At 54.8% G+C, this 20,807-nt stretch carries 23 protein-coding genes and 1 riboswitch; of the genes, 8 read left to right on the top strand and 15 right to left on the bottom strand.

Annotated elements, in window-relative coordinates:
• Positions 1-12: 12 nt before the first annotated feature.
• The 3 genes from DI44_RS13005 to DI44_RS13015 form a co-directional block, all read right to left on the bottom strand.
• Positions 13-876 (bottom strand): Cof-type HAD-IIB family hydrolase, encoded by an 864-nt coding sequence (locus DI44_RS13005; RefSeq protein ID WP_011230145.1) that lies wholly within the window; start codon positions 874-876, stop codon positions 13-15.
• A 133-nt stretch (positions 877-1,009) separates the two neighbouring features.
• Entirely contained in the window at positions 1,010-1,369 is a 360-nt protein-coding gene (locus tag DI44_RS13010; protein ID WP_033024793.1) for a YlbF family regulator, read from the bottom strand.
• Between the two features lie 71 nt (positions 1,370-1,440).
• Positions 1,441-2,574: a DUF445 family protein gene (locus DI44_RS13015; RefSeq protein ID WP_033024792.1), complete on the bottom strand. Its 1,134-nt coding sequence runs from the start codon at positions 2,572-2,574 to the stop codon at positions 1,441-1,443.
• Between the two features lie 126 nt (positions 2,575-2,700).
• Between DI44_RS13015 and DI44_RS13020 the strand changes: the two genes are divergently transcribed.
• Genes DI44_RS13020 through DI44_RS13035 form a run of 4 tightly spaced genes read left to right on the top strand, consistent with a single transcriptional unit; the run spans position 2,701 to position 7,357 of the window.
• On the top strand, positions 2,701-3,777 hold the full coding sequence (locus tag DI44_RS13020; RefSeq protein WP_011230142.1) for a YheC/YheD family protein: 1,077 nt from the start codon (positions 2,701-2,703) through the stop codon (positions 3,775-3,777).
• A gap of 6 nt (positions 3,778-3,783) precedes the next feature.
• Complete coding sequence (locus DI44_RS13025) at positions 3,784-4,851, top strand: YheC/YheD family protein (protein ID WP_033024791.1); 1,068 nt, start codon at positions 3,784-3,786, stop codon at positions 4,849-4,851.
• Complete coding sequence (locus DI44_RS13030) at positions 4,848-6,197, top strand: YheC/YheD family protein (RefSeq protein ID WP_033024790.1); 1,350 nt, start codon at positions 4,848-4,850, stop codon at positions 6,195-6,197. The genes DI44_RS13025 and DI44_RS13030 overlap by 4 nt, the downstream gene beginning before the upstream one ends.
• Positions 6,191-7,357 (top strand): YheC/YheD family protein, encoded by a 1,167-nt coding sequence (locus DI44_RS13035; RefSeq protein ID WP_033024789.1) that lies wholly within the window; start codon positions 6,191-6,193, stop codon positions 7,355-7,357. The genes DI44_RS13030 and DI44_RS13035 overlap by 7 nt, the downstream gene beginning before the upstream one ends.
• Here DI44_RS13035 and DI44_RS13040 read toward each other — a convergent pair.
• Entirely contained in the window at positions 7,317-7,718 is a 402-nt protein-coding gene (locus DI44_RS13040) for a hypothetical protein (RefSeq protein WP_033024788.1), read from the bottom strand. The two genes, DI44_RS13035 and DI44_RS13040, sit on opposite strands and share 41 nt — an antisense overlap.
• Positions 7,719-7,833: 115 nt before the next feature.
• Here DI44_RS13040 and DI44_RS13045 point away from each other — a divergent pair, with 115 nt between their 5' ends.
• The 3 genes from DI44_RS13045 to ugpC all read left to right on the top strand — a co-directional run bounded on the left by DI44_RS13045 (position 7,834) and on the right by ugpC (position 10,392).
• Positions 7,834-8,022, top strand: a complete 189-nt coding sequence (locus tag DI44_RS13045) for a hypothetical protein (protein WP_013146251.1) — start codon at positions 7,834-7,836, stop codon at positions 8,020-8,022.
• A 238-nt stretch (positions 8,023-8,260) separates the two neighbouring features.
• A complete protein-coding gene (locus DI44_RS13050; protein WP_033024818.1) occupies positions 8,261-9,151 on the top strand; it encodes a helix-turn-helix domain-containing protein in 891 nt (296 codons plus the stop codon).
• A 128-nt stretch (positions 9,152-9,279) separates the two neighbouring features.
• A complete protein-coding gene (gene ugpC / locus DI44_RS13055; protein ID WP_011230135.1) occupies positions 9,280-10,392 on the top strand; it encodes a sn-glycerol-3-phosphate ABC transporter ATP-binding protein UgpC in 1,113 nt (370 codons plus the stop codon).
• Between the two features lie 82 nt (positions 10,393-10,474).
• Here the strand turns inward: ugpC and DI44_RS13060 are convergent, their stop codons facing one another.
• Positions 10,475-10,717 carry a hypothetical protein gene (locus DI44_RS13060; RefSeq protein ID WP_011230134.1) on the bottom strand — a complete coding sequence of 81 codons (243 nt, stop codon included), beginning with the start codon at positions 10,715-10,717 and terminating at the stop codon, positions 10,475-10,477.
• Between the two features lie 289 nt (positions 10,718-11,006).
• Here DI44_RS13060 and DI44_RS13065 point away from each other — a divergent pair, with 289 nt between their 5' ends.
• On the top strand, positions 11,007-11,219 hold the full coding sequence (locus tag DI44_RS13065; RefSeq protein WP_011230133.1) for an alpha/beta-type small acid-soluble spore protein: 213 nt from the start codon (positions 11,007-11,009) through the stop codon (positions 11,217-11,219).
• Positions 11,220-11,303: 84 nt separating this feature from the next.
• On the opposite strand, the gene DI44_RS13070 is transcribed toward DI44_RS13065, so the two are convergent.
• The 10 genes from DI44_RS13070 to tenA form a co-directional block, all read right to left on the bottom strand.
• Entirely contained in the window at positions 11,304-12,575 is a 1,272-nt protein-coding gene (locus tag DI44_RS13070; RefSeq protein WP_033024787.1) for a hemolysin family protein, read from the bottom strand.
• 479 nt (positions 12,576-13,054) lie between these two features.
• Positions 13,055-14,080, bottom strand: a complete 1,026-nt coding sequence (locus DI44_RS13075) for a thiazole biosynthesis adenylyltransferase ThiF (RefSeq protein WP_014194972.1) — start codon at positions 14,078-14,080, stop codon at positions 13,055-13,057.
• Positions 14,077-14,844 (bottom strand): thiazole synthase, encoded by a 768-nt coding sequence (locus tag DI44_RS13080; protein ID WP_033024817.1) that lies wholly within the window; start codon positions 14,842-14,844, stop codon positions 14,077-14,079. Before DI44_RS13080 ends, DI44_RS13075 begins: the two co-directional genes overlap by 4 nt.
• A gap of 2 nt (positions 14,845-14,846) precedes the next feature.
• A complete protein-coding gene (gene thiS / locus DI44_RS13085; protein WP_011230128.1) occupies positions 14,847-15,050 on the bottom strand; it encodes a sulfur carrier protein ThiS in 204 nt (67 codons plus the stop codon).
• Complete coding sequence (gene thiO, locus DI44_RS13090; protein WP_033024786.1) at positions 15,047-16,180, bottom strand: glycine oxidase ThiO; 1,134 nt, start codon at positions 16,178-16,180, stop codon at positions 15,047-15,049. Before thiO ends, thiS begins: the two co-directional genes overlap by 4 nt.
• 3 nt (positions 16,181-16,183) lie before the next feature.
• Positions 16,184-16,789 (bottom strand): thiazole tautomerase TenI, encoded by a 606-nt coding sequence (tenI, locus tag DI44_RS13095; protein WP_033024785.1) that lies wholly within the window; start codon positions 16,787-16,789, stop codon positions 16,184-16,186.
• A gap of 16 nt (positions 16,790-16,805) precedes the next feature.
• Positions 16,806-17,588 (bottom strand): energy-coupling factor transporter transmembrane component T, encoded by a 783-nt coding sequence (locus DI44_RS13100; RefSeq protein WP_033024784.1) that lies wholly within the window; start codon positions 17,586-17,588, stop codon positions 16,806-16,808.
• Positions 17,588-19,039, bottom strand: coding sequence for an ABC transporter ATP-binding protein (locus DI44_RS13105; RefSeq protein WP_033024783.1), 1,452 nt, complete (start codon positions 19,037-19,039; stop codon positions 17,588-17,590). The genes DI44_RS13100 and DI44_RS13105 overlap by 1 nt, the downstream gene beginning before the upstream one ends.
• Positions 19,040-19,053: 14 nt before the next feature.
• Positions 19,054-19,644 carry an ECF transporter S component gene (locus tag DI44_RS13110; RefSeq protein WP_033024782.1) on the bottom strand — a complete coding sequence of 197 codons (591 nt, stop codon included), beginning with the start codon at positions 19,642-19,644 and terminating at the stop codon, positions 19,054-19,056.
• 23 nt (positions 19,645-19,667) lie between these two features.
• Positions 19,668-20,351, bottom strand: a complete 684-nt coding sequence (gene tenA / locus DI44_RS13115; RefSeq protein ID WP_013523027.1) for a thiaminase II — start codon at positions 20,349-20,351, stop codon at positions 19,668-19,670.
• A 112-nt stretch (positions 20,352-20,463) separates the two neighbouring features.
• A riboswitch (TPP riboswitch) is annotated at positions 20,464-20,571 on the bottom strand.
• Positions 20,572-20,807: the final 236 nt, after the last annotated feature.

Genomic DNA, 20,807 nt, shown 5'->3' with positions numbered 1-20,807 from the left:
CGCTCAAGCTGCTTACTGTTTCGTTTTGAGTTTTTGCAAAAACTCGATCCGTTGCTGTTTGCGGAAATGTTCTTTCACCATGTAGGCGACGCCGAGCTGTTCGTTCGAACGCGTCACCCAGTCGGCCGCCCGCTTCACCTCAAGCGGTGCGTTCCCCATGGCGACGCCGAGCCCAGCCGCTTCAATCGCCGGCAAATCGTCAAGGCCGTCACCGATCATCACCGTTTCTTTCAACGATACGCCGATATGTTGAGCCAGCCGGCGCAACCCCGCGAGTTTAGACACTCCTTGCGGGACAATTTCCATTTTTCCGTTTGGCTGCATAATCATATCAATGGACGGAATCGATTTCGTCAATAAAGCGGCCGCTGCATCCCTCTCTTCGTCTGTAGCAAAATATACATCAATTTTCGGCACAGCGATCGGTTCGTCGATCAGCACATCGCCAAGCGAGTCGACAAATTGAGTCGGATAGAAAAACGGGTCGCTTGAGGAGAGAACCGTTTGCACGACAAGGTTTTTCTTCACTTTCTTCCGATTGCCGAGCGAATACCGCTCATGCATGAGGCGGATGTTGCAGTTGAAATTTTCCAAAATTTGCACGATATTAAACGTCCGCTCCTCAGGGATCACGGCGTCAAACAGCCTATCATCAAGCGTTCTGGCAATCATCGCTCCTTGGAATGCAATGAGCATCCCATCAAGCCGCAGCGCTTTCGCCACTTTGCGGGCGGAAAGCAAATTGCGGCTCGTGATTAACGTAACATAAACTCCTTTTTTCTTCACATAGTCGACCGCCTCTTTTGTTTCGCGCGGCAGGCGGCCGTTGTTTTTTAAAATCGTTCCGTCAATGTTGAGCGCCAACAGCTTATACACGGCTGTCTCCCCCTTTTGTCCGTCTCAACCTCTCTTGCCGCCGCCAGCAAGCTGGCGGCGGCTTTGCATTCCTTATCATTTTCATGACTATGACGAAACGGACAAAAAAAGAACACCCGACCGGGTGTTTTTCCTATCTTCCTTCCATGAATGAACGGTGCAACTCCTCAAGCGGCTTCATGGCGATTTGCTGAACCTCGGCAATGGTCATGCTCATTTGCTGCTCGAGCGCCATCAGGCGGGCGAGTTTCTCGTTTTGCTGGGCGAGCGCCATCGCCTTTTGCGCCTGTTCGATTTCATCAGGCAAAATGGCCGCCCCGCGCATCTGTTTTTCATGGAGCCGAAGCTGGATGTCGCGGACATTCGCGAACATTCGATAGGCGATTTCATCTCGGCGGACATCTTCGTATGCCCGTTTCAGCTGCTGAAACGGCTCGCTCGCCCGAATCGCCTGCTCAAGCTGTCTAGCGAGCGCATGAAGGGGTTCAGACATAAAAAGAGCCTCCTATACGAATATCGTTCACGTTCTAACGTATGCGCCATCTGACGGCGATATGCCACAGCCTACAGCCATAAGCCAATGACGCCTTGAACGGCGCCGATCAGCCCGCCAAGCAAGGCGCCCAAATACGTAATCATCTTTAGTTCACGGCGGGCGATCGATAAAATGATCGCTTCCAATCGTCGTAATGAAAACGACTCCACTTGGTCGCGGACAATATCCGCCAACCCAAGCTGTGCAACAATCGCCTCGATTTTGTCGCTTAACAGGCAGCTGACCGTTGCCGCCGCCTGCGGGATGAGGCGGTCAAACAATGGTTGCTCGTACGGAGCGATCAGCTCATCAAGCGGGCGATGCAGCCAGCCGTCGCTTTGCACCAAGCGGCGGGCAGCCGACCGCACCGCTTCATCGATGCGCCGGCGGCCGATCATCTCTTCCACGGTTGCGAGCGGATAGTCCAACCATTTGTTCCACTCCGTCCAAAGAAGGCGGGAGAGCACCTCTCTTGTGCCAGCATGGCGCAAAAATTTACCGAGCTCCGCCTGCACCTTATCGACGAAATTGACATTGCCAAGCAGCATCTGCAGCATATTTCCAACCATCCCGCGCTCTTGGAAAAAACGCTCGATCATGCTGGAAATCTGCTGCTTTCCCTCCTCGCTGCGAAAGTAGTCAAGCGTCCTGTCGGCCAAATAACCCGCTAGACTTTCGACGCGCGCTTCCATTGTCTGCTTCAACTCCGCTGGCAATACATCGCGTATCGGCCGCAGACGCCACGTTTCGCTCCACCGTTCGTACGCTCGCTCAGCTTGCTCGGCCGCCATCGCCTCGAGCCGCTCGGCGGGAGAGCGAATACCAAGGCGTTCAAGCAACTCAGCCGGCGTTTCTTTGCGCGCAAGCCACTTTCGAAGCCATTCCCGCCCCCACTCGGCCATCTCGGCCGTAAAGGACGGATCCATGAGTTTGCGCCGCAATCCTTCCGGCGTCACCAAATGTTCCACGACCGTTTTCCCGAGCTGTTCGGCCAGCTCCCGCCGCCGCTTTGGAATCAATCCCGGCGTAAACGGCAGCCGTTTTCCAAACACGTACATCGGCTCATATGGGCGAAACAGCATCACGATGGCGATAAAATTCGTCACCCCGCCAATGAGCGCCCCGACCGCCACCATAAACAGCAAATAAACGAACGTTTCCATCCTCTTCTCCTTCCGTCCCCGCCGCTGTCACCAAACGGCGTCCGTCATCATACGATGGCGATATAAACGTTTGCCTAATTGTTCATTATAGAGCTTGCCTGACGAATGCGCAAATGAGGGACTGCGATGAGCAAACAACGAACGATGGCTGTGCTGACGGAAATCAATGAAACAAGTGAACGGGCTGCCTTTGGATCCATCCATCATTTTTGCGAGGAATTGGCGGCATATGCTAGAAAGCGTGGTCTCTTTTTTTACGTGTCCTCGCCGGCGCTTTACTTAGAGGGAGTCGGCTATCAGTGGACCGAAAGCGGATGGGGCAAGCGGGACGTGCCTCCAGCCGATGTCGTTTACAATCGCCTTCACTCTCGCAAGCTCGAACGCTCCCCTTTGTTTGCCGAGCTGCTCGCTCGGCTTGCCGAAGAAAACGGGATGATGTTCAACCATCGCTTTTTGCATAAATGGGAAGTGCACTGCCATTTTGAGCGGCACGAGTACTTGCACCCGCACTTGCCGAAAACGGCGCTCTGGAGCGGTCAACATACGCTTGAGGCGTTCCTTGACGCTTTCCCATCCGTCTTTCTCAAGCCGATCTATGGCAGCCAAGGGCGAGGGATTTTCTGCCTCCAACATTCGGACGACGGAATTTGTCTTCGCCATTCCACTTCCGCTTCAACGGCCGTATATCGTTCGATGGACGCTTTAGCTTCCGCTTTGCGGCAACAAATCCGAACGCCGATGATCATCCAACAAGGGCTTGAGCTTCGCACCCTCGACGGCCGCCCGGTCGATTTTCGCCTGCTTTGTCATCGCGCCCGCCACAATGATTGGCGCGTCACTTCCGCCGTCGCCCGCGTAGCGCCGCCCGATCAGTTTGTCGCTAACCTTGCCCGCGGCGGAGAACTGATGGCGGTCAATGATGTCTTGCGGAAGTGGTATACGAGAGCTGACGCGTTCCAGCAAAAACAGCTTCTGAAAGAAATCGCACTGGAATCCGCCGCCGTTCTCGCCTCGGAAGCGGAGGGACTGTATGGAGAGTTTGGCGTTGATCTTGCCATTGACATCCATGGCCAGCCGTGGATCATCGAGGTGAATACGAAGCCGTCGAAACAGACGGATATGGCCGCTTCCTACCAATCGGTCCGCCCGTCGGCGAAGGCGATCATCGACTATAGTTTGACATTGATGGAGGAAAAGGAGTGAACCGTTTTGCTTTCACTCGGTTTTGTCACCCTTGACGAACAGCAAGACCACACGTATTGCACTGAGGTGGCGAAATGCGCCAGACGCTACGGCATTTCCGTCTGCCGCTTTTCGCCGCTTGGCATCGATCCGCAGACGGAAAACGTCCGCGGCTTTCTCTTTCAAGAGGAAACGAACGAATGGACAAACGCCGTCTTTGCCATTCCGCCATTTTTATATGACCGCTGCTTTTACGGCAATGATGAGCGGTCCAAAAAAGCAAAACCGATTATGAACTGGTTGAAGCAGCGGCCTGACCTCACGTTTTTAGGCTATGGCCTGCCGGGCAAATGGGACGTATATGAAGCGCTCTCCTCTCACCCGCTCTTGTCCGCATACGTGCCTCCGACTGTCCGGCTTGAGCGCGCCGATGATGTGCTTGCGCTTCTCCGCCGCGAACAAGCCGCCATCGCCAAGCCGGTGCACGGCTCCGGAGGACGCGGTATTTGCATCTTTCAAAAGAAAGGGAAGGCGCTGTCCGTCCAAGACAGTCACGGTCAAGAACAGGCCGTCATTGCCCGCCGAAGCGAGCTGGAACAGCTCCTCGCCTCTTGGAGCCGCCGCGGCGAGTATGTCCTGCAGCCATTGCTTCAGCTATCGACCCCGGAGGGTGAACCGTTTGACCTCCGCATTCTTTTGCAAAAGGATGAAAACGGACGCTGGGTGGAGCGGGTGCGGGCCGTGCGAGTCGGCCGACCGGGGGCATGGGTGGCCAACGTCCGCGCCGGCGCGGACATTCGTCCGTTTTCCGAGTGGCTCGACCACCTTTCCTCTTCAAAACGTCTCTTCGTGCTCGATGGCGTTGAGACGATCATCCGCACGCTGCCAGTTTATATGGATCACACGTTCGGTCCTTTGTTTGAAATCGGCTTGGATCTTGGTGCAACCGACAACGGGGCGGTGTGGATTTTGGATGTCAATTCCAAGCCGGGGAGAAAAGTGGCGCATCTTCTGCCCCCGGAGCAACAAAACGAACTGTACGAAGCGCCGCTTCGGTATTGCTTGTTTTTGGCCAGAGGGGGGAAAAGCCAATGACCTACACGTTGATCATTGACGAAAAACAAACAAATACGGTGATTCTTCCCGCCACGCTCCAAACATCTAGGCAAACATCAGCCGCGTTCGGCAGCCTTGTCACCCCATGCCGGGTCATTTCTTCCCCCCGTCTCACCGACCGTGTGATTGTGGCGCATGACGTTGCCCGATGCTTGTCGATCCCATTTGCCGCTGACGTTCATGTCTTTTTGACCGATGAAGCTGTTCACTTCGGGCCGCTTGTCGGCATTTTGACCGCCGGATTCACAAAGTCGCTCCACCGCCCGGTCGGCAGCCGGAGCTTCTTTTTTGCCAAGTTGCTGGCGCAAGAAAAGCAAGTCGGCGGATTTGCCTTTTTGTTTGGCGCGCCCCATATTGACTGGGAAAACGGCATGACGAACGGCTATTTTTACACAGAGCGCGGCTGGGAACGCCATACGGTGCCGTTGCCGAATGTCGTTTACAACCGGCTGCCAAACCGGCGCGTCGAAAAGGAGGAAACGTTTCAAACGATGACGAAGACGCTGCAAACCACCTACGGCATCCCGATCTTTAACGGGTGTTTTTTCAACAAATGGGACATTTACCGCCGGCTCGCTGTCCATCCGAAGGCGCAGCCGTATTTGCCGGCGACGTCCGCCCACGTGACGCAGCACACCATTGAGCAGTTTCTTGCCCGCTACCGTGAAGCGTACATCAAGCCGGCCGACGGCAGCCTCGGCCGCGGCATTTATCATGTAGCGAAAAAAAACGCCTATGAATGCCGGTTCCGCGATGAAAGCGGAGAAATACAAACAGTGCTGTTTCCCACCGCCATGGCGGTGTGGCATCATTTGCTCGCCCATGCGCCGCTTCACCGCTATGTCATCCAACAAGCGGTTCCGCTTCTTGCCGTCAACGGCCGACCGGCTGATTTCCGCGTTCACGTTAACAAAAACGAACACGGCATATGGCAAGTGAGCGCCATCGCCGCCAAAATCGCTGGAAAACAAAGCATCACGACCCATATGAACAGCGGAGGCATCGTCAAAACGCTGGAAGAAATTTTCCCGGATGCCGCCGAGCGCGAAATCATGCTCGCCCGTCTTTCTGACGCCGCCCTTACGCTCAGCCGTTGCCTTGATGAAGCATCAGAAACGTTGATCGGCGAAATCGGTTTTGACCTTGGTGTTGACCAACAAGGAAGGATTTGGATGTTTGAAGCCAATTCCAAACCCGGACGGTCGATTTTTAAGCATCCAAAATTAAAGGACGCAGACGAACGAACAGCGCGGTTGCCGCTCGCTTACGCCGTCCACCTCAGCAAAACAGCCATCACCGAACCCGAGGCGCTTTGGCCATGCTGACGATCGGCTACCGTCCTGACACCGGCGAGTGGGTGTGCAACAGTCCGGGCGGCCCTTATCGATTCGGCAGCGGCTGGGTTGCTCCCGCCGCTGTCCTTCCCGATCTCGTCTTTCCCGTCCGCGAGCAAGATGGACGGGTGGGACCGCTCGTCGGCGTGCTGGTCAGCGCCTCGTCCCTTTCCGCTTTGCTGGCTGGGAAAAAGCCGTGGCTTGAAACCGTTATCCGCTCCATCCACAAAGCCGGCGGCATCTCCGTCGTCAGTGCGGCCGCCGGCATCGGAGAGAAAACGGTCTCCGGATATCTATTCGTTCCGACGCTTCATCGTTTCATCGAAGCGGCCGCTCCACTGCCCGATGTCGTCTACAATCGAGTAAAAAGCCGCGAAGAAGAAGAAAGCGAGCCGTTTCAAACGGCGGCTGCCCAGTTGAGCGCCCATGGCGTTCCACTTGTCAACCGCTCTTTTTTCCGCAAATCGGACGTTTATGACGCGCTGCGGTCCGACCGCCGGCTCTGGCCGCATCTATTGCCGACGGCGCCTGTCCAAACAGCGGCCGATCTTCGCGCTTGGCTCCGCCAATACAGCTGCATTTACTTGAAGCGGGATGACGGCGCCAGAGGAATGGGGCTGTTTCGTCTCACCGCCTTGTCAGAGACGGAAGCCATTTGCGAATATCCGGGCGGCCAAAAACGGTTCTGCTCGCTCGATGCGCTCGCATCACTCATTCAGTCCGGCCGCTACATCGCCCAAGCATTGGCTGAAACGGACGAGTGGAATGGACGCCGCTACGATTTGCGCGTGCTCGCCCATTGGCACAACGGCCGCCATACGATCACCGGCATCGGTGTTCGTTCGGCCGACGTCGAGTCAGTGACGACCCATGTGTTTCATGGCGGAACCATCCTCCCGTACAAAGAAGTCAAGGAACGCATCGATGAAGCGGCGCTCGAGCGGCTTATTGCCTTGAGCGGCGCACGCCTTGGCGAACGGTTTGGCTTTGTCGGCGAGTTTTCCGCCGACATCGGCGTCGGAAGCGAACAGCAGCTTTACATTTATGAAATCAACGCCAAGCCGATGGTGTTTGATGAGCCGGAGATTGAGGCACGGCGGCTTGAGAGGCTCAATCAGCTGTTTGCCGAGCTCGCTCATCGTACGCCATAGCTAGAAACTGGCCGCTGTAGCGAAGCGCCTGGCGGAACACAGCATCAACCGCTTGTTTGGCGGCTCCATTTAAGCTTTGGCAGACGTTCTGGCATAACATCGCTTTTTCCCACTCAGCCGCCGCCATGGCTTGCAAGAGATCACAACGAGGTGCGCCTGCTTTGCTTTGCTCTCTTTCCGCTCGACCGTCGGCGTTAGCCCCAGCAACTAAATAATGCACGTATTGCCAAAGTTTACGCTGCCGCTCGGCTTCAGCCAAATAGACCGCCCATGCCTCATCCGTTTCCATCTCAGCGAGCTGCCGGGCTTTGTCTTCCGCCGCGGCGGTCGTTTCGAGCAATTTTTTGATAAGCATGATCATTTCCTTGCCACCCTTTCTTCCCGCTTGTCCTCTTTCATCCATATGAATGGCATGGATAGCGTATGCCTATTTTGGACAAACTTTAGGAAAAACGATGAGAGGAAGGAGCGAGATGATGGAACGAAATGAAGCCAAGCGCCGGGATTCATTGTACGAAGGGCGCGATGAATACTATATGGACATCGACCGCATGATCAACGAAGGGATGGCCGGAGGTGCCGTGTACGGCCACGGCGATGACGTCAACATTGAGGAAGCGCGCGATCTTGTCAAAGAAGAGCCGCCGTACGAAGCCGGCCAGTAAACGGAGCCGATTTTCCCGCCTCGGGAAAGTCGGCCTTTTGTTCTATGAGCCCCTCCGCCGATGCGTTAGGCGGGGATCGTTCGAGACGCCCGCTGTTGACCAAGCCGCCCGTTCATCCTGCGGCTTTCCCGCTTTCATCCATTGTCTTTCTTTCCATTCGCGGGGATTTGGTATAATGAAAACAACGCCGATTCATCTTCGGCGTGACATCATCCTTGACAGAAAAGGGTGCGCCGCGATGCTAAAAGAGCTCGAATCGCTTTATGAAGGGGACATCGTCATCAACGGTCAGCCGGAACACCCCGAAGATTACGAATGGTTTTATACCGCCGATGGTGATGAGATCGGCATCGCCAAGCATCGATTGACAGAGCAGGAGCGGCGATTGCTGGCGCTTTTTTTCACCCCCGCCGAGCGCCGACGCGAACCGGAAAGCGAAGAGGAGCGGGCATGGAAACGATGGATGGCAACCGGCGACCCAGCCGCGCTCGCTCGGCTCGCTGCTCCGTATTGCCGGTTCATTCATTTTACAGCCAGCCGGCCGATCACCAACAAAGAGGAGTTTGCTGACGCCGTTCGCGGCTTATTTTCCTCCCCGGTTGCCATCGTCTGGGAACAAGATCGGCGCGGGCTGATCGTCGAAGCGAAACAAAAGCGGACGACGGAGCCGCCTTCGTTAGCGGACATGGCTGAGGCGCTCGCCGCTGATTTTTATACGGCCATTCATTTCTTGATCGGCCCAATCCGCTCCGTCGATGAACGGCTATATGAATCGTTTCTCCTTGAAAAAGAGTGTTTTTCCGCCGCTCGGCGCTTTTGGCCGAAACGAACGGTGTACGAATGGGAAGACGTCATTCCGCTTCCGCTCTTTGAAGAAGGAGCAGTCAGTGAGAAAGCTCACCAAACCCTCTCGTTTCTTGACGGATTCGACGAGGAGGAAGTGCGGGCGATGGAGACGTTTTTGCAATGCAACTTAAACGTCTCGATGGCAGCGAAAAAGCTGTATATGCACCGCAATAGTTTGCAATATCGAATCGATAAATGGGCGGAGCAAACTGGTGTTGACATCAAACGGTTCAAAGGGGCGGCAGCCGTCTATTTGGCTATCTTGCACCGGCGCCGTTCGTAATCCCCCGCTTTTTTGTCATGTCGCCGAAAATCGGCGGCATTTTTTGTGCACCTCGTCCATTTACGAATGTTCCTATTTTTCTATACACTAATGGCAAGAAAACGATTTCGGCGATGAGGAGGATGGTTATGGCAGAACTCATTCTTGATCATATTTACAAAATTTACGACAACAATGTGGTCGCCGTCAAAGACTTCAATTTACATATTCAAGACAAAGAGTTTATCGTATTTGTCGGCCCGTCCGGCTGCGGCAAATCCACCACGTTGCGGATGATCGCCGGCCTTGAGGAAATTTCCAAAGGCGATCTTTACATCGACGGCAAACGAATGAACGATGTGCCGCCGAAAGACCGCGACATCGCCATGGTGTTCCAAAACTACGCTCTGTATCCACATATGAGCGTCTATGACAACATGGCGTTCGGTTTAAAACTGCGCAAATTCCCGAAAGCGGAAATTGACAAACGCGTCCGCGAGGCGGCGCGCATTCTTGGGCTCGAGCAATATTTGGACCGCAAACCGAAAGCGCTCTCCGGCGGGCAACGGCAGCGCGTGGCATTGGGACGGGCCATCGTCCGCGATGCAAAAGTGTTTTTAATGGACGAGCCGCTCTCGAACTTGGATGCGAAACTGCGGGTGCAAATGCGCTCAGAGATCGCGAAGCTCCATCAGCGCTTGGAAACGACGACCATTTACGTCACCCACGACCAAACGGAAGCCATGACAATGGCCACCCGTCTTGTCGTCATGAAAGACGGCGTCATCCAGCAAGTCGGAACGCCGCGCGAAGTATACGAAAAACCGGAAAACATTTTTGTCGGCGGCTTTATCGGTTCACCGGCCATGAACTTCCTTCGTGGAACGCTCCAAGACGGCAAGTTTGTCGTCGGCCAAACATCCTTTGGCATTCCGGAAGGAAAAATGAAAGTGCTGCGTGAGCAAGGGTATGTCGGCAAGGAAGTGATTTTAGGCATTCGTCCGGAAGACATTCACGACGAACCGCTCTTCCTTGAAGCATCTCCGGCGACGAAAGTCACCGCTCTCGTCGAAGTCGCCGAGCTGCTTGGCGCTGAATCGATGATCTATTTTAGCATCGACAACCAAGAATTGGTCGCTCGCATCGACGCCCGCACGGAAATCAAGCCGGGCCACCGGATTGACCTGGCGCTTGATATGAACAAAGCGCATTTCTTTGACGTTGAAACGGAACGGCGCATCCGGGCGGCGGATGAAAAGTAACCCCCCATTGTTGTTCATATAGATTCATTCGAAGGCGTTCTGAAAAAACGGAACGCCTTTCCTTTCCACTCCATCAACAGCCTTATTCCTTGATAAAACGCACTTCCTCCTCATGGCAAGTCGGACAGTAAAACAAATGAACACATTCATGATTCGTATACGTGCGCAAATAGCCGTCGACAAGCTTCATGACGTCCGCATCCATGTACGGGCTGTAGTCATCGAAATAATCTGTAACTTTCCCATGATCTTCCATTGGTTGCCGGCAGTAGCTGCAATACACCGTCACCCGGCGCAACCCGTTGCACAGCGGGCATACATTCATGTTGCTTCCTCCTCTAGGATGTTCCTTATCTTTACATATTCCCTAATGGTGACGGCGGTAAAACGTTAAAAATTCCCATATTCTCACCATGCATAACAGGCAAAAAACGTCCCAAACTATGAGTACCGCCAGCGAAATCACCCATCCGTTGCAACAGGGACGCTGGCGAAGCCAAAGGCGGGTGGGCCGGTGGGTTCAGCCAAGCTTGGCACACGCCTTGCAGCGTGAAGTATTGGTGCAAATCCAACCACCCCAACCATCAAAAATTTTTAAGAGGAGATGATCAACGATGGCACGCAACAATAACAACAACCAACTGTTAGTCGCTGGTGCTCAACAAGCCATTGATCAAATGAAGTACGAAATCGCCCAAGAATTTGGTGTGAACCTCGGCGCTGACACGACTTCTCGCGCGAACGGTTCGGTCGGCGGCGAAATTACGAAACGTCTTGTCGCCATGGCTCAGCAACAACTTGGCGGCCAATTCGGCAACATTCAATAACCGCCTTAACGAACAACTTCATATAGATGGCAAACGCCCCGGGCCGTCAGCCCGGGGCGCTTTCATATGGAAACGGGGAGCGAATCAGGCGCCTCCCGCCTGCTCGGCAAGCGGTTGGCTCAATGAGACAAGCACTTTGCGAATGCGCCGATTGTCGACTTGGCGGACGGTGAACGTCAGCGATCCATATTGCAACGTTTCGCCGACTGCTGGAATACGCTCAAACATCTCAAAAATCCAACCACCCAACGTATGCGATTCGCTCCTTGGCACGTCGATGTTCATCACTTCGCAAAATTCATCCAGCGGCAGTTCGGCGCTGAACTCGAAGCTGTGCTCGTCGATTTGGCGCACCGTTTTCACCGCTTCATCATGCTCATCCCATATTTCGCCGACAATTTGCTCGAGAATATCTTCGAGCGTAATCAAGCCAGCGGTGCCGCCAAACTCGTCGACGACGATCGCCATATGCACTTTGCTTTTTTGCAGCTCCGGCAGGAGATCGGACACTTTCATGGACTCGACAACGAACAACGGCTGGCGCAACAAATCGCGGATGCGCACCTCCCGCTTTTGCACAAGCTCGCTGAAAAAGTCGCTTTCCGACAAAATGCCGATCACGTTGTCAATATCCCCTTCATAAACCGGGATGCGGGAATATTTCTCTTCCAAAAACACGTCGCGAATCTCTTCAATCGGCTGGTTCACTTCCACCGCCACCATATCAGCGCGCGGCGTGAAAATTTCTCCGACCAAAATTTCATCAAAATCGAGCGAACGTTGGATCAATTCTTTTTCTTTGTTGTCAATGACCCCTTCCTCTTCACTCAGCTCAACCATCACTTTAATATCTTCCTCCGTCACAGCCGGCACAGCCACCCCTTTGGCGAACCTCTTGGCGATTCGATCTTTTAAGGCTTGGAGCGACGCCGTAACCGGCGTCATCAACTTCATCAGCGCATAGGCAAGACTGGCGTATCGGATGGCGAGCTGCTCCGCATGCTCTTTCGCCATCGATTTTGGCAAAATTTCACCGAAGACGACAAATAATACGGTCATCACCGCCAGCGTGGCAAACAAGCCCATCTGTTCCCCAAGCAACGAAACGGCGATGTCCGTAAACAGCACGACCGTCACGACGCTGGTGAGGCGGTTGGCCACAGCAAGCGCCAACAACACGCGGTCAAGCTGACCGATCACCGCTTGGAGGCGCTTATTGTGCAGATGCTCTTCCGCATAATGCCGCAACCGTGCCTTGCTTGCCGAAGAAAACGCGGCTTCTGCTGAAGCGAACAGTGCATTCGCGAGCAGGGAGAGGAAAAACCACCCGAACAACCTTAACGGCCACTCTTCCAACGAATCTTCACACTCCTATGGATGGTGACTATGTTATTCATATCCATTTTTCCGCCGAATCATGCGTAAAAACCACACTTGCCGCGCTAAGCGGAAACAAAGCGATGCGGCCGGCAGCAGCCGTTTTCGCTCTTCCTATCTTAAATATAACAAATTTTTCGCCAACTGACTATAGCTGGCGAGTTGTCCTTCCATATAAAGCCAGACAACCAAAAAGAAAAATGCGCCGGATGAACCGAGGCGCATCATGATTCAAGCCAACAGGAACCAATCAAATACACAAGAACAAGCAATGAGGCAATGTTGAATGTCACCGACCACTCGGCCATTCGTCTTCCCCTCCCTTTTCTTCCCCTCTTTCATCGTACCATATTGACGGCGGGAAAAGCAGGAGGAGAAGGGTGTCTTTTTGACAGTTTGATGAACAAAACAAGGGCGTCCTCCCATCAATAGACGCCCTCATTTCATTTTCTCTCGTTTCAACCTAAATAGCGGTAATAGATCGCCTTTGCCTCCTGCACGTCTTTCGTGCCGTGCACAAGCGCACGGCCATCACGAAAGACAACCAACCGCTTGTCGCCGAGCGAAACGGAGACAAGATACGGGTTCGCTTCCGCTTGAAGCCCTTGGCGGCGAAACAGCTCCGCCACTTCATTCAAGTCGTACTCGCGTCGGGCAGGCGGACGGATTTGCACAGAATCGCGCCCGCACAAGACGGCAGTCTTCGTCCGTTGTTCATAGGAAAGAAACGGATAAGATGGATGACGTCCGCACGTCGGGCAACCGTCCTTTTTCACCCCGTCAATGCGAATGGCGGCATATTCGTTCGTCCAAAGGTCAAACGAAACGAGCTTGCCGCGGAGCGCCGACCAGTCCTCCACTAAAATTTTTAACGCCTCAGCCATCTGATAGCTGACAACCATTTGCACCGCTGGGCTGATAATGCCGGCCGTATCGCACGTCAATCCCCCTTGCGGCACCGTTTCAAGCAAGCAATACAAACAAGGCGTGCGGTTCGGAATGAAGGCGCAGCTTAAACCGTAACTGCCGACACAAGCGCCATAAATCCACGGAATGTTGTACTTGTAGGCAACGTCATTGATGACAAGGCGCGTATCAAAATTGTCTGTCGCATCGATCCATAAGTCAGGGCGTTGCTTGACAGCGATCGTTTCCAATTCTTCCGGGCCGGCGTCGCCGACAATGGCCTCGATCTCAACCTCGCTGTTGATTTGTTCAAGGCGCCGTTTGGCGGCGATCGCCTTTGGCAGCCGCTCCTTCGCATCCGCTTCGCTGTACAGTTGCTGGCGCTGCAAGTTGCTCCATTCGACGTAATCGCGGTCGATGATTGTCAATTTGCCGATGCCGGCGCGCACGAGCGCTTCGGCGTTGCCTGTGCCGAGCGCTCCGGCACCGATCAGCACGACATGCTTTTCTCGTATTTTCTTCTGTCCTTCCTCTCCAATCGGTGCAAATAGTTGCTGTCGGGAATACCGTTCGTTCAAACAACACTCATTCCTTCCATTGGGCTACTCGCTGACGCGTACCGTTTTTTCGGGATGCGTCCGGCTTCATAGCCGAGCCGGCCCGCTTCTACCGCCAGCTTCATCGCTTTCGCCATTTTCACTGGATCGGCCGCGCCGGAAACAGCGGTATTCAACAGCACCCCATCCGCGCCAAGCTCCATCGCCAGCGCCGCGTCCGCCGGTCCGCCGATGCCGGCGTCGACAATGACCGGCACGTTCGCCTGCTCAATGATAAAGCTCAAATTGAGCGGATTGATGATGCCTTGCCCGGACCCGATCGGCGAGGCGCCCGGCATGATCGCATGGCAGCCAAGCTCCTCAAGCCGCTTCGCCAGCACGACGTCATCGGATGTGTACGGCAACACGATAAACCCTTCCTCAAGCAGCATTTCCGCTGCTTTTAACGTCTCAACCGGGTCGGGAAGAAGCGTTTTGTCGCAGCCGATCACTTCTACTTTTATCATATCACACAATCCGGATGCCTTGGCGAGTCGGGCGATGCGCACCGCTTCTTCGGCCGTTTTCGCCCCGGCGGTGTTCGGCAAAAGCTTATATTTGCTTAAATCGAGCTGCTCTAAAAAGTTCGGCTGCTCCGGGGAAAAGATGTTCATCCGCCGGACGGCGAACGTTAAAATTTCCGCCCCTGATGCTTCCACCGCTTCTTTTTGCACGTCCAAGCTCGGATATTTGCCCGTGCCAAGCAACAGCCGCGAAGAAAATTCATATGGGCCAATTTTCAACATCATCAACCGCCTCCTACAAAATGAACGATTTCCACGCGATCACCATCGCATAGCACCGTCGTCCCATACTCATGTTTTTGGATGATGCGGACATTGACTTCGACGATGCAAAGTTTGTTCTCAAGCCGGAAATGGGCAAGCAAATCGCCCACCGTTTTCACCTCGTCGGGCACGGCGACCGTCTCCCCGTTAATCACTAACGTCATTCCACCCCCACCTTTCCGATATGGCGTGTCAACGAAAATGGCGCAAGATCAAACGCCGTCTCTTTCCGCTCCACTAAGTCGGCGACAAGCAGACCGGTCAATGGGCTGAGCAAAATGCCGTTCCGGTAATGTCCGGCAGCGACAAATATCCCGCGCCGCTCCGGATGCTCGCCTAGATAAGGCAAGCCGTCTTCGGTCTGCGGCCGAATGCCGCTCCATGATGCCACCCATTCCGCCTGTTCGATGTCCGGAACAAGATGGGCGGCGCGGTGAAGCAAGTTCATCACCCCACCGGCCGATACACGTCGATCGAACGTGCCGGGCGTGGACGTCGCTCCGATGAGCAGCCGGTTTCCTGATTTCGGAACGATGTAGCAGCCGTTTTTCGCAAATACAGTCGTTTGCAACAACGGAACCGGGGCGCGCACCATGACGCATTCCCCCTTGACCGGATAAACGGAAAGCGAAAGCCCGACCCGCGCGCCGAGCCGCGCCGCCCAAGCGCCGGAAGCGATGACGACCGCCTCGGCGGCAAACGTTCCGCCTGTTGTGTCTAACACATGCCCACTGCTGTCGGAACGGATGTCGAACACTTCCGTATACTCGTACAGACAAGCGCCGGCGGAGGCGGCGGCATAGGCAAGAGCGGCGGCCAAATCCGGAGCGCTCACTTGCCCATCGCCAGGGATGTACATCGCGCCAGCAAGCGCTTCCGCCGCAAGACGCGGCTCCATTTCAAGCGCCTCCCCTTTCGTGAGCCACTGCACCGGTTCGCCTATGCCCCGCCAAAATGTATAATGGCGATAGAGATCGTCTGCTTCCTCTTCCGTTGTCGCTAGTTTGATCAATCCTTTTTCGACAAGGCCGATATCGATGCCGGTCCTCTCCCTCAGCTCTTCAGCCAAGGCCGGCATGAGAGCTCGGCTTTGCAAGGCAAGCGGCACAAGCGGGCTTGACGTCGAAAACTCGGATTGCGCCCCAAGCATGCCGGCTGCCGCGCTTGACGCCCCGCTTCCCATCGTTCCTTTTTCAAAAATGGCGACGCGATGCCGCCGCTTGGCGAGCTCAAAACCGATGGCCGCCCCAATCACCCCGCCGCCGACGATGGCGACGTCATACCGATGCGTCATCCCCTATCCCCTCCCTTTCACGATGTCTGCCAGCCGTTTAGCCTCAGCAACGGGGTCAGCAGCGAAAAAAACAGCCGACAATACTGCCACCCCGGCTGCGCCCGCTTCCAGCACCCGACGAGCGTTGCCGGCGTGAATGCCGCCAATGGCGATGACTGGAATGGACACGGCGGCCGCGATTTCCGCAAGCGAGTCCAGACCGCGCGGCCGTAAACCGGGCTTGCTGTCCGTCGGAAAAATATGGCCATACAAACAAAAGTGAGCGCCATCCTGTTCGGCTTGTTTCGCCTCCTCAAGCCCGTGCACCGAGCAACCAACCGTCAAGTCCGGAAACGAGCGGCGGACGGCGCGCACCGGCAGGCTGTGATAAGCAAGCTGCACACCTTTGACACCGTAGACAGCCGCGACATCAACCCGGTCATTGACGATGATTTTTTGCGGCGGCACCCCGACGCGAAGCAGGGACATGACAAACGCCGCCACTTCACGCGCCGTCTTCCCTTTTTCGCGAATATGAATCAGGTCGGCATACGGATGGGTGTGCGCACAAATCGCGGCGAACTCGCCAACCGTCTGACGCCCGGTGGAAATGAAATGGAGAACCCCCATCGCCATCCCTTTCTTTCTACCGTACATCGCTTATAGAAATATACGGATAATGAACGCCGACATAGTAGGCGGCGAACATCAAAGCGGCAAACAAGGCGACAAGCCAAATATCATATTTGCCGAACCCGATTTCATAATAAAACGTGCGCCCCCCGCTGCCGGAAAATTGTTTCGCTTCCATCGCCACAGCGATGCGCTGGGCGCGGCGGATGCTTTGCGACAACAGCGGAATGGCGTAGCGCTTCACTTTGCTGAGGCCGCCCTTGTTCGGCACGCCGCGCACTGTTAACGCATAGCGGATCGTCTGAAACTCTTCAAGCATAATCGGCAACAACCGAACCGCCGCCAAAAAACTGTACGCATACTTTGGCTTCAGTCTCAACTGCTGCATGAGCGAATAAAACAACGGAACCGGCCGGGTCGTCAGCGAAAAAATCAACCCGAGAAGCCCAAGCGCCAAAGCGCGAAACCCGATGTGCACCCCGCGCCAAAAACTTTCCGCTGTAACATGGATGAGCCCCCAGCGAACCCATGTCGTCGTTCCCTCGCCAAACATCATCATCGATGAAGCCGTCGAAACAAACACGAGGAAAAACGGCAAAAACAGCCAAAACAACACATTCGCCGGATAGCCGGTGCCAAAGCAAAACAAAACGAAGAGAGCGAGCGAAACGTTAATCAGCACGTTCGGGTTATGAATGAACAACACAGCGAAAAAGAGCACGACAAGCACAATGAGCTTCAAACTCGGGTTCGTCTCATGAAGCCATGTCTCGCGGCAGCGAACCTCCCATTTCATCACCCTGCCCCACCTTCCGCCAACACCGGCTCTCGGATGTCAAGCCGTTCGTCCCGAACGAGCGCCCCATCTTCAATCACCCACTGTCTCGTCGCAAAGCGGCGGACGATTTGTTCGTCATGTGTAACCATCATGATCGCCGCCCCTTGTTCACGGTATGCTTCAAGCATTTCGAGCAACGCGAACGTATTTTTTGCATCTTGCCCAAATGTCGGCTCATCAAGCAAAAAGAGGCGCTGGCCGGCGACGATCGAAGCGGCGACGCTCAACCGCCGCTTTTGTCCGACCGACAGTTGGTACGGGTGCTGGTCTTGCTGCTCAACAAGGTCAAATTCACGCAACAGACGGTCGACGATTCCCTCAATTTCCTCTTTCGGCCGCCCCTCAAGCCGAAGCGAGTAGGCGAGCTCTTCGCGAACGGAATGGGCGACAAATTGCCATTCCGGATTTTGGAAAACGAACGCAATATGGCGGTAAAGCGGGTGTTGCCGCTTGATGTCGGCGCCTAGCAGCATATACTCGCCGTCCGTGCGAATGAGTTGCATGAGCGCATGCAACAGCGTGCTTTTGCCGGCGCCGTTTTTTCCGGTGACGGCAATCCATTCGCCGGCGTGCACCGTTGCTTCAGGAACATAGATTTTCGCCTCACGGCCGCGGAACCCGCGAAAACGGGCGAGGCGAAGAAGCTTCTCGCCTTTATGGTGTTTCCGCCGCCTTGCCGTTCGATCATAGTCGTCCCAGACGCCTGGATACCAAATGCCTTCAGCGGCAATGACGTCTTTATAGTCGGAAAACACCGCTTTCGCCTCGCCGTCGGCGACGATGCGCCCATCGCGGCCGAACAAGACAATGCGATCCACAAAGTCGAGCACATGGTCAATTTTATGCTCGACGATGACGACCGTTTTGCCGCGGCCCACCTGCTTCACCGTTTGCCATACCGCCTTCGTCCCTTCTTCATCGAGCAGCGCCGTCGGCTCATCCAAAAACAAGATATCCGGCTCAAGCGCCAGCACCGAAGCAAGAGCCAACCGCTGCTTCATTCCACCGGAAAGCGTATGAATATCAGTATGCGGGGCGATCTCCAAACCGACTTGGTCCAGCAGGGCACGGATGCGGACGGGCATCTCGTGGCGCGGCACGCTTCGATTTTCGAGGGCAAAAGCGATTTCCTCGTCCGCATACGGCATGCAAAATTGCGCATCAGGATCTTGGAAAACATAGCCCCACCGTTTCGGCCGCTCAAGGCGCTCCGCTTTCATCGGCACATCGATCGAGTGGGGAATGATGCCAGCCATCACTTGCAATAATGTCGACTTGCCGCATCCCGACGGACCAAGGAGGAGCACTTTCTCCCCCTCGGCAATCGAAAGCGACAAGTCGCGAAACAGCAGCCCGTCGCTCCCGGGAAATTTCAGACGCAGCCGATCAATCGCAATTGCTTGTTTCATCGCCATTCGCCGCCTTACCGGTTCAACGCATCGTAATCGTCTTTCGAGGCCGGACGCCACATTTGCGTCACTCCGGTTTTTTCGAGCGCTTTCGCCAATGAAACAGCAAACACGCCGGAGATGAGGATGGCACCGATAAAACGCGCCAGCAAAAAGAGCGCCATATTCCATGGGGCGAGCGCCTCAATATAGCCTTTGTAAAAGTCCATGATGAGCGAACCAATCGTCGCCCCGACCGCGCCGAGCGATACAACGAACGCATCAAAGCGCCGATAGCGGAAGGCGGCAAAGACGAGCTCGGCAAACAGCCCTTGAACGACCCCGTAAATGAGCACTTCAAGCCCCCATTGCGATCCCATAATGAGTTCGCCGGACGAGGCGGCTACTTCAGCAAGCAGCGCCACCCCTGGCTTGCGAATGAGCAAATAAGCGAGCGAGGAGGCGATAAACCACATCCCGTAAATGAGTTGGTCAAGATGAAATCCGAATACTCCGACCGCACTGTACAACGGACCCCACAATTTGTAAATGATGCCGAACACAATCGCAATGACGATCGTCGTTAAAATATCCGCCAATTTTAACCCTTTTGTCTTCACTTCCATCCTGTTCTCCTCCTTGCATCGAGTCAACGGCTCGCCGCCAATTCAGCCGACGGCCACTGCTCAAGCCGATACGCCATCTCCCAAAACTCGTACTCATATTCGCTGCTGATGAGGAAATGCCGCTTCATCCGATGGCGATCCTCTTCGGTGACCGCGTCAGCGATGTCGTCAAGCCGCGCGATTTGCTCTTCCACAAGCGAGCGGAACCAGTCCGAACTGTAGGTGCCGATCCATTTTTCATAAATCGGATCGTTCGGCCGGCATGTTTTCAAGCGCTCGCCAATTTCGTAATACAGCCAGTAGCACGGCAAAATGGCGGCGATAACATCACCGAGATGCCCTTCGTACGCCGCGCGGTACATGTGCGACGTATAGGCGTACGCCGTCGGCGCCGGAATGAACGCCGCCCTTTCCTCTTCCGTAATGCCTAGCAGCTCGGCGAACGTTTCATGCAGCGACAGCTCGGCTTCGCACGTGCTTTGTGCATGGTGCGCCAACCGGGCTGTCGTCGCCAAATCCGGCGATTTCGCTGCCCCGATCGCCTGCACGCGGGCAAAATGGCGCAAATAATAGGCATCTTGCATCACGTAATAGCGAAACTTCTCGCGCGCGAGCGTCCCTTGGCCAAGCTCCTGAACAAACGGATGGCGAAAGCTCGCCTGCCAGATCGGATCGGCCGCTTGGCGCAATTGCTTTGCGAATGACATTCGTCCTCCCCCTTTTTTAGCAAAATAAAAACGCCGCTTCCTTTGCCTATTGGCGTAAAGAAAGCGGCGTGGGCATGCGACGACGTTGGCAAGGCAAAGCGCCTAGCCTTGCTGTGCTGCTCCTCCACTTCCCTACGCTGGCATTACCCAGATCAGGTGCTAAGGGTCTCAAAGGCACACTTTGATCTCAGCCTTTCTAAAGGCCCCCCTAGTGGATGATGGTGCAATTTTCAGTTTTCTTTACACTTATCATACCACGACGGCAACGGTTGTCAATCTTTTTTTCGCCGACGTTGCGCCGCACGTTTCAACGTTATTAGGCAAGGAGTCCCCCACCTCTAAGAGAAGGGAAGGTGAGGGAGGAATTGCCCTTTTTTATTTTTTGTACGAAAAACGGTTCGTTTTTCAGTAATACACGGTAAAATTATAATACTGAAAAGGTAGCGTCAAAAGTTC

Source organism: Geobacillus sp. CAMR5420, assembly GCF_000691465.1.
In the GTDB taxonomy this organism is placed as follows: domain Bacteria; phylum Bacillota; class Bacilli; order Bacillales; family Anoxybacillaceae; genus Geobacillus; species Geobacillus thermoleovorans.
The sequence above is the reverse complement of the archived record's forward strand: the minus strand, read 5'-3'. Positions and strand labels throughout refer to the sequence as shown.

What these genes read in the sequence shown, in the direction of transcription:
- DI44_RS13010 (WP_033024793.1), bottom strand. Translation starts at nt 1,369, where the DNA reads ATGTCTGAACCCCTTCATGCGCTCGCTAGACAGCTTGAGCAGGCGATT.
- DI44_RS13015 (WP_033024792.1), bottom strand. Translation starts at nt 2,574, where the DNA reads ATGGAAACGTTCGTTTATTTGCTGTTTATGGTGGCGGTCGGGGCGCTC.
- DI44_RS13020 (WP_011230142.1), top strand. Translation starts at nt 2,701, where the DNA reads ATGAGCAAACAACGAACGATGGCTGTGCTGACGGAAATCAATGAAACA.
- DI44_RS13030 (WP_033024790.1), top strand. Translation starts at nt 4,848, where the DNA reads ATGACCTACACGTTGATCATTGACGAAAAACAAACAAATACGGTGATT.
- DI44_RS13035 (WP_033024789.1), top strand. Translation starts at nt 6,191, where the DNA reads ATGCTGACGATCGGCTACCGTCCTGACACCGGCGAGTGGGTGTGCAAC.
- DI44_RS13040 (WP_033024788.1), bottom strand. Translation starts at nt 7,718, where the DNA reads ATGATCATGCTTATCAAAAAATTGCTCGAAACGACCGCCGCGGCGGAA.
- DI44_RS13045 (WP_013146251.1), top strand. Translation starts at nt 7,834, where the DNA reads ATGGAACGAAATGAAGCCAAGCGCCGGGATTCATTGTACGAAGGGCGC.
- DI44_RS13050 (WP_033024818.1), top strand. Translation starts at nt 8,261, where the DNA reads ATGCTAAAAGAGCTCGAATCGCTTTATGAAGGGGACATCGTCATCAAC.
- ugpC (WP_011230135.1), top strand. Translation starts at nt 9,280, where the DNA reads ATGGCAGAACTCATTCTTGATCATATTTACAAAATTTACGACAACAAT.
- DI44_RS13060 (WP_011230134.1), bottom strand. Translation starts at nt 10,717, where the DNA reads ATGAATGTATGCCCGCTGTGCAACGGGTTGCGCCGGGTGACGGTGTAT.
- DI44_RS13065 (WP_011230133.1), top strand. Translation starts at nt 11,007, where the DNA reads ATGGCACGCAACAATAACAACAACCAACTGTTAGTCGCTGGTGCTCAA.
- DI44_RS13080 (WP_033024817.1), bottom strand. Translation starts at nt 14,844, where the DNA reads ATGTTGAAAATTGGCCCATATGAATTTTCTTCGCGGCTGTTGCTTGGC.
- thiS (WP_011230128.1), bottom strand. Translation starts at nt 15,050, where the DNA reads ATGACGTTAGTGATTAACGGGGAGACGGTCGCCGTGCCCGACGAGGTG.
- thiO (WP_033024786.1), bottom strand. Translation starts at nt 16,180, where the DNA reads ATGACGCATCGGTATGACGTCGCCATCGTCGGCGGCGGGGTGATTGGG.
- tenI (WP_033024785.1), bottom strand. Translation starts at nt 16,789, where the DNA reads ATGGGGGTTCTCCATTTCATTTCCACCGGGCGTCAGACGGTTGGCGAG.
- DI44_RS13100 (WP_033024784.1), bottom strand. Translation starts at nt 17,588, where the DNA reads ATGAAATGGGAGGTTCGCTGCCGCGAGACATGGCTTCATGAGACGAAC.
- DI44_RS13105 (WP_033024783.1), bottom strand. Translation starts at nt 19,039, where the DNA reads ATGAAACAAGCAATTGCGATTGATCGGCTGCGTCTGAAATTTCCCGGG.
- DI44_RS13110 (WP_033024782.1), bottom strand. Translation starts at nt 19,644, where the DNA reads ATGGAAGTGAAGACAAAAGGGTTAAAATTGGCGGATATTTTAACGACG.
- tenA (WP_013523027.1), bottom strand. Translation starts at nt 20,351, where the DNA reads ATGTCATTCGCAAAGCAATTGCGCCAAGCGGCCGATCCGATCTGGCAG.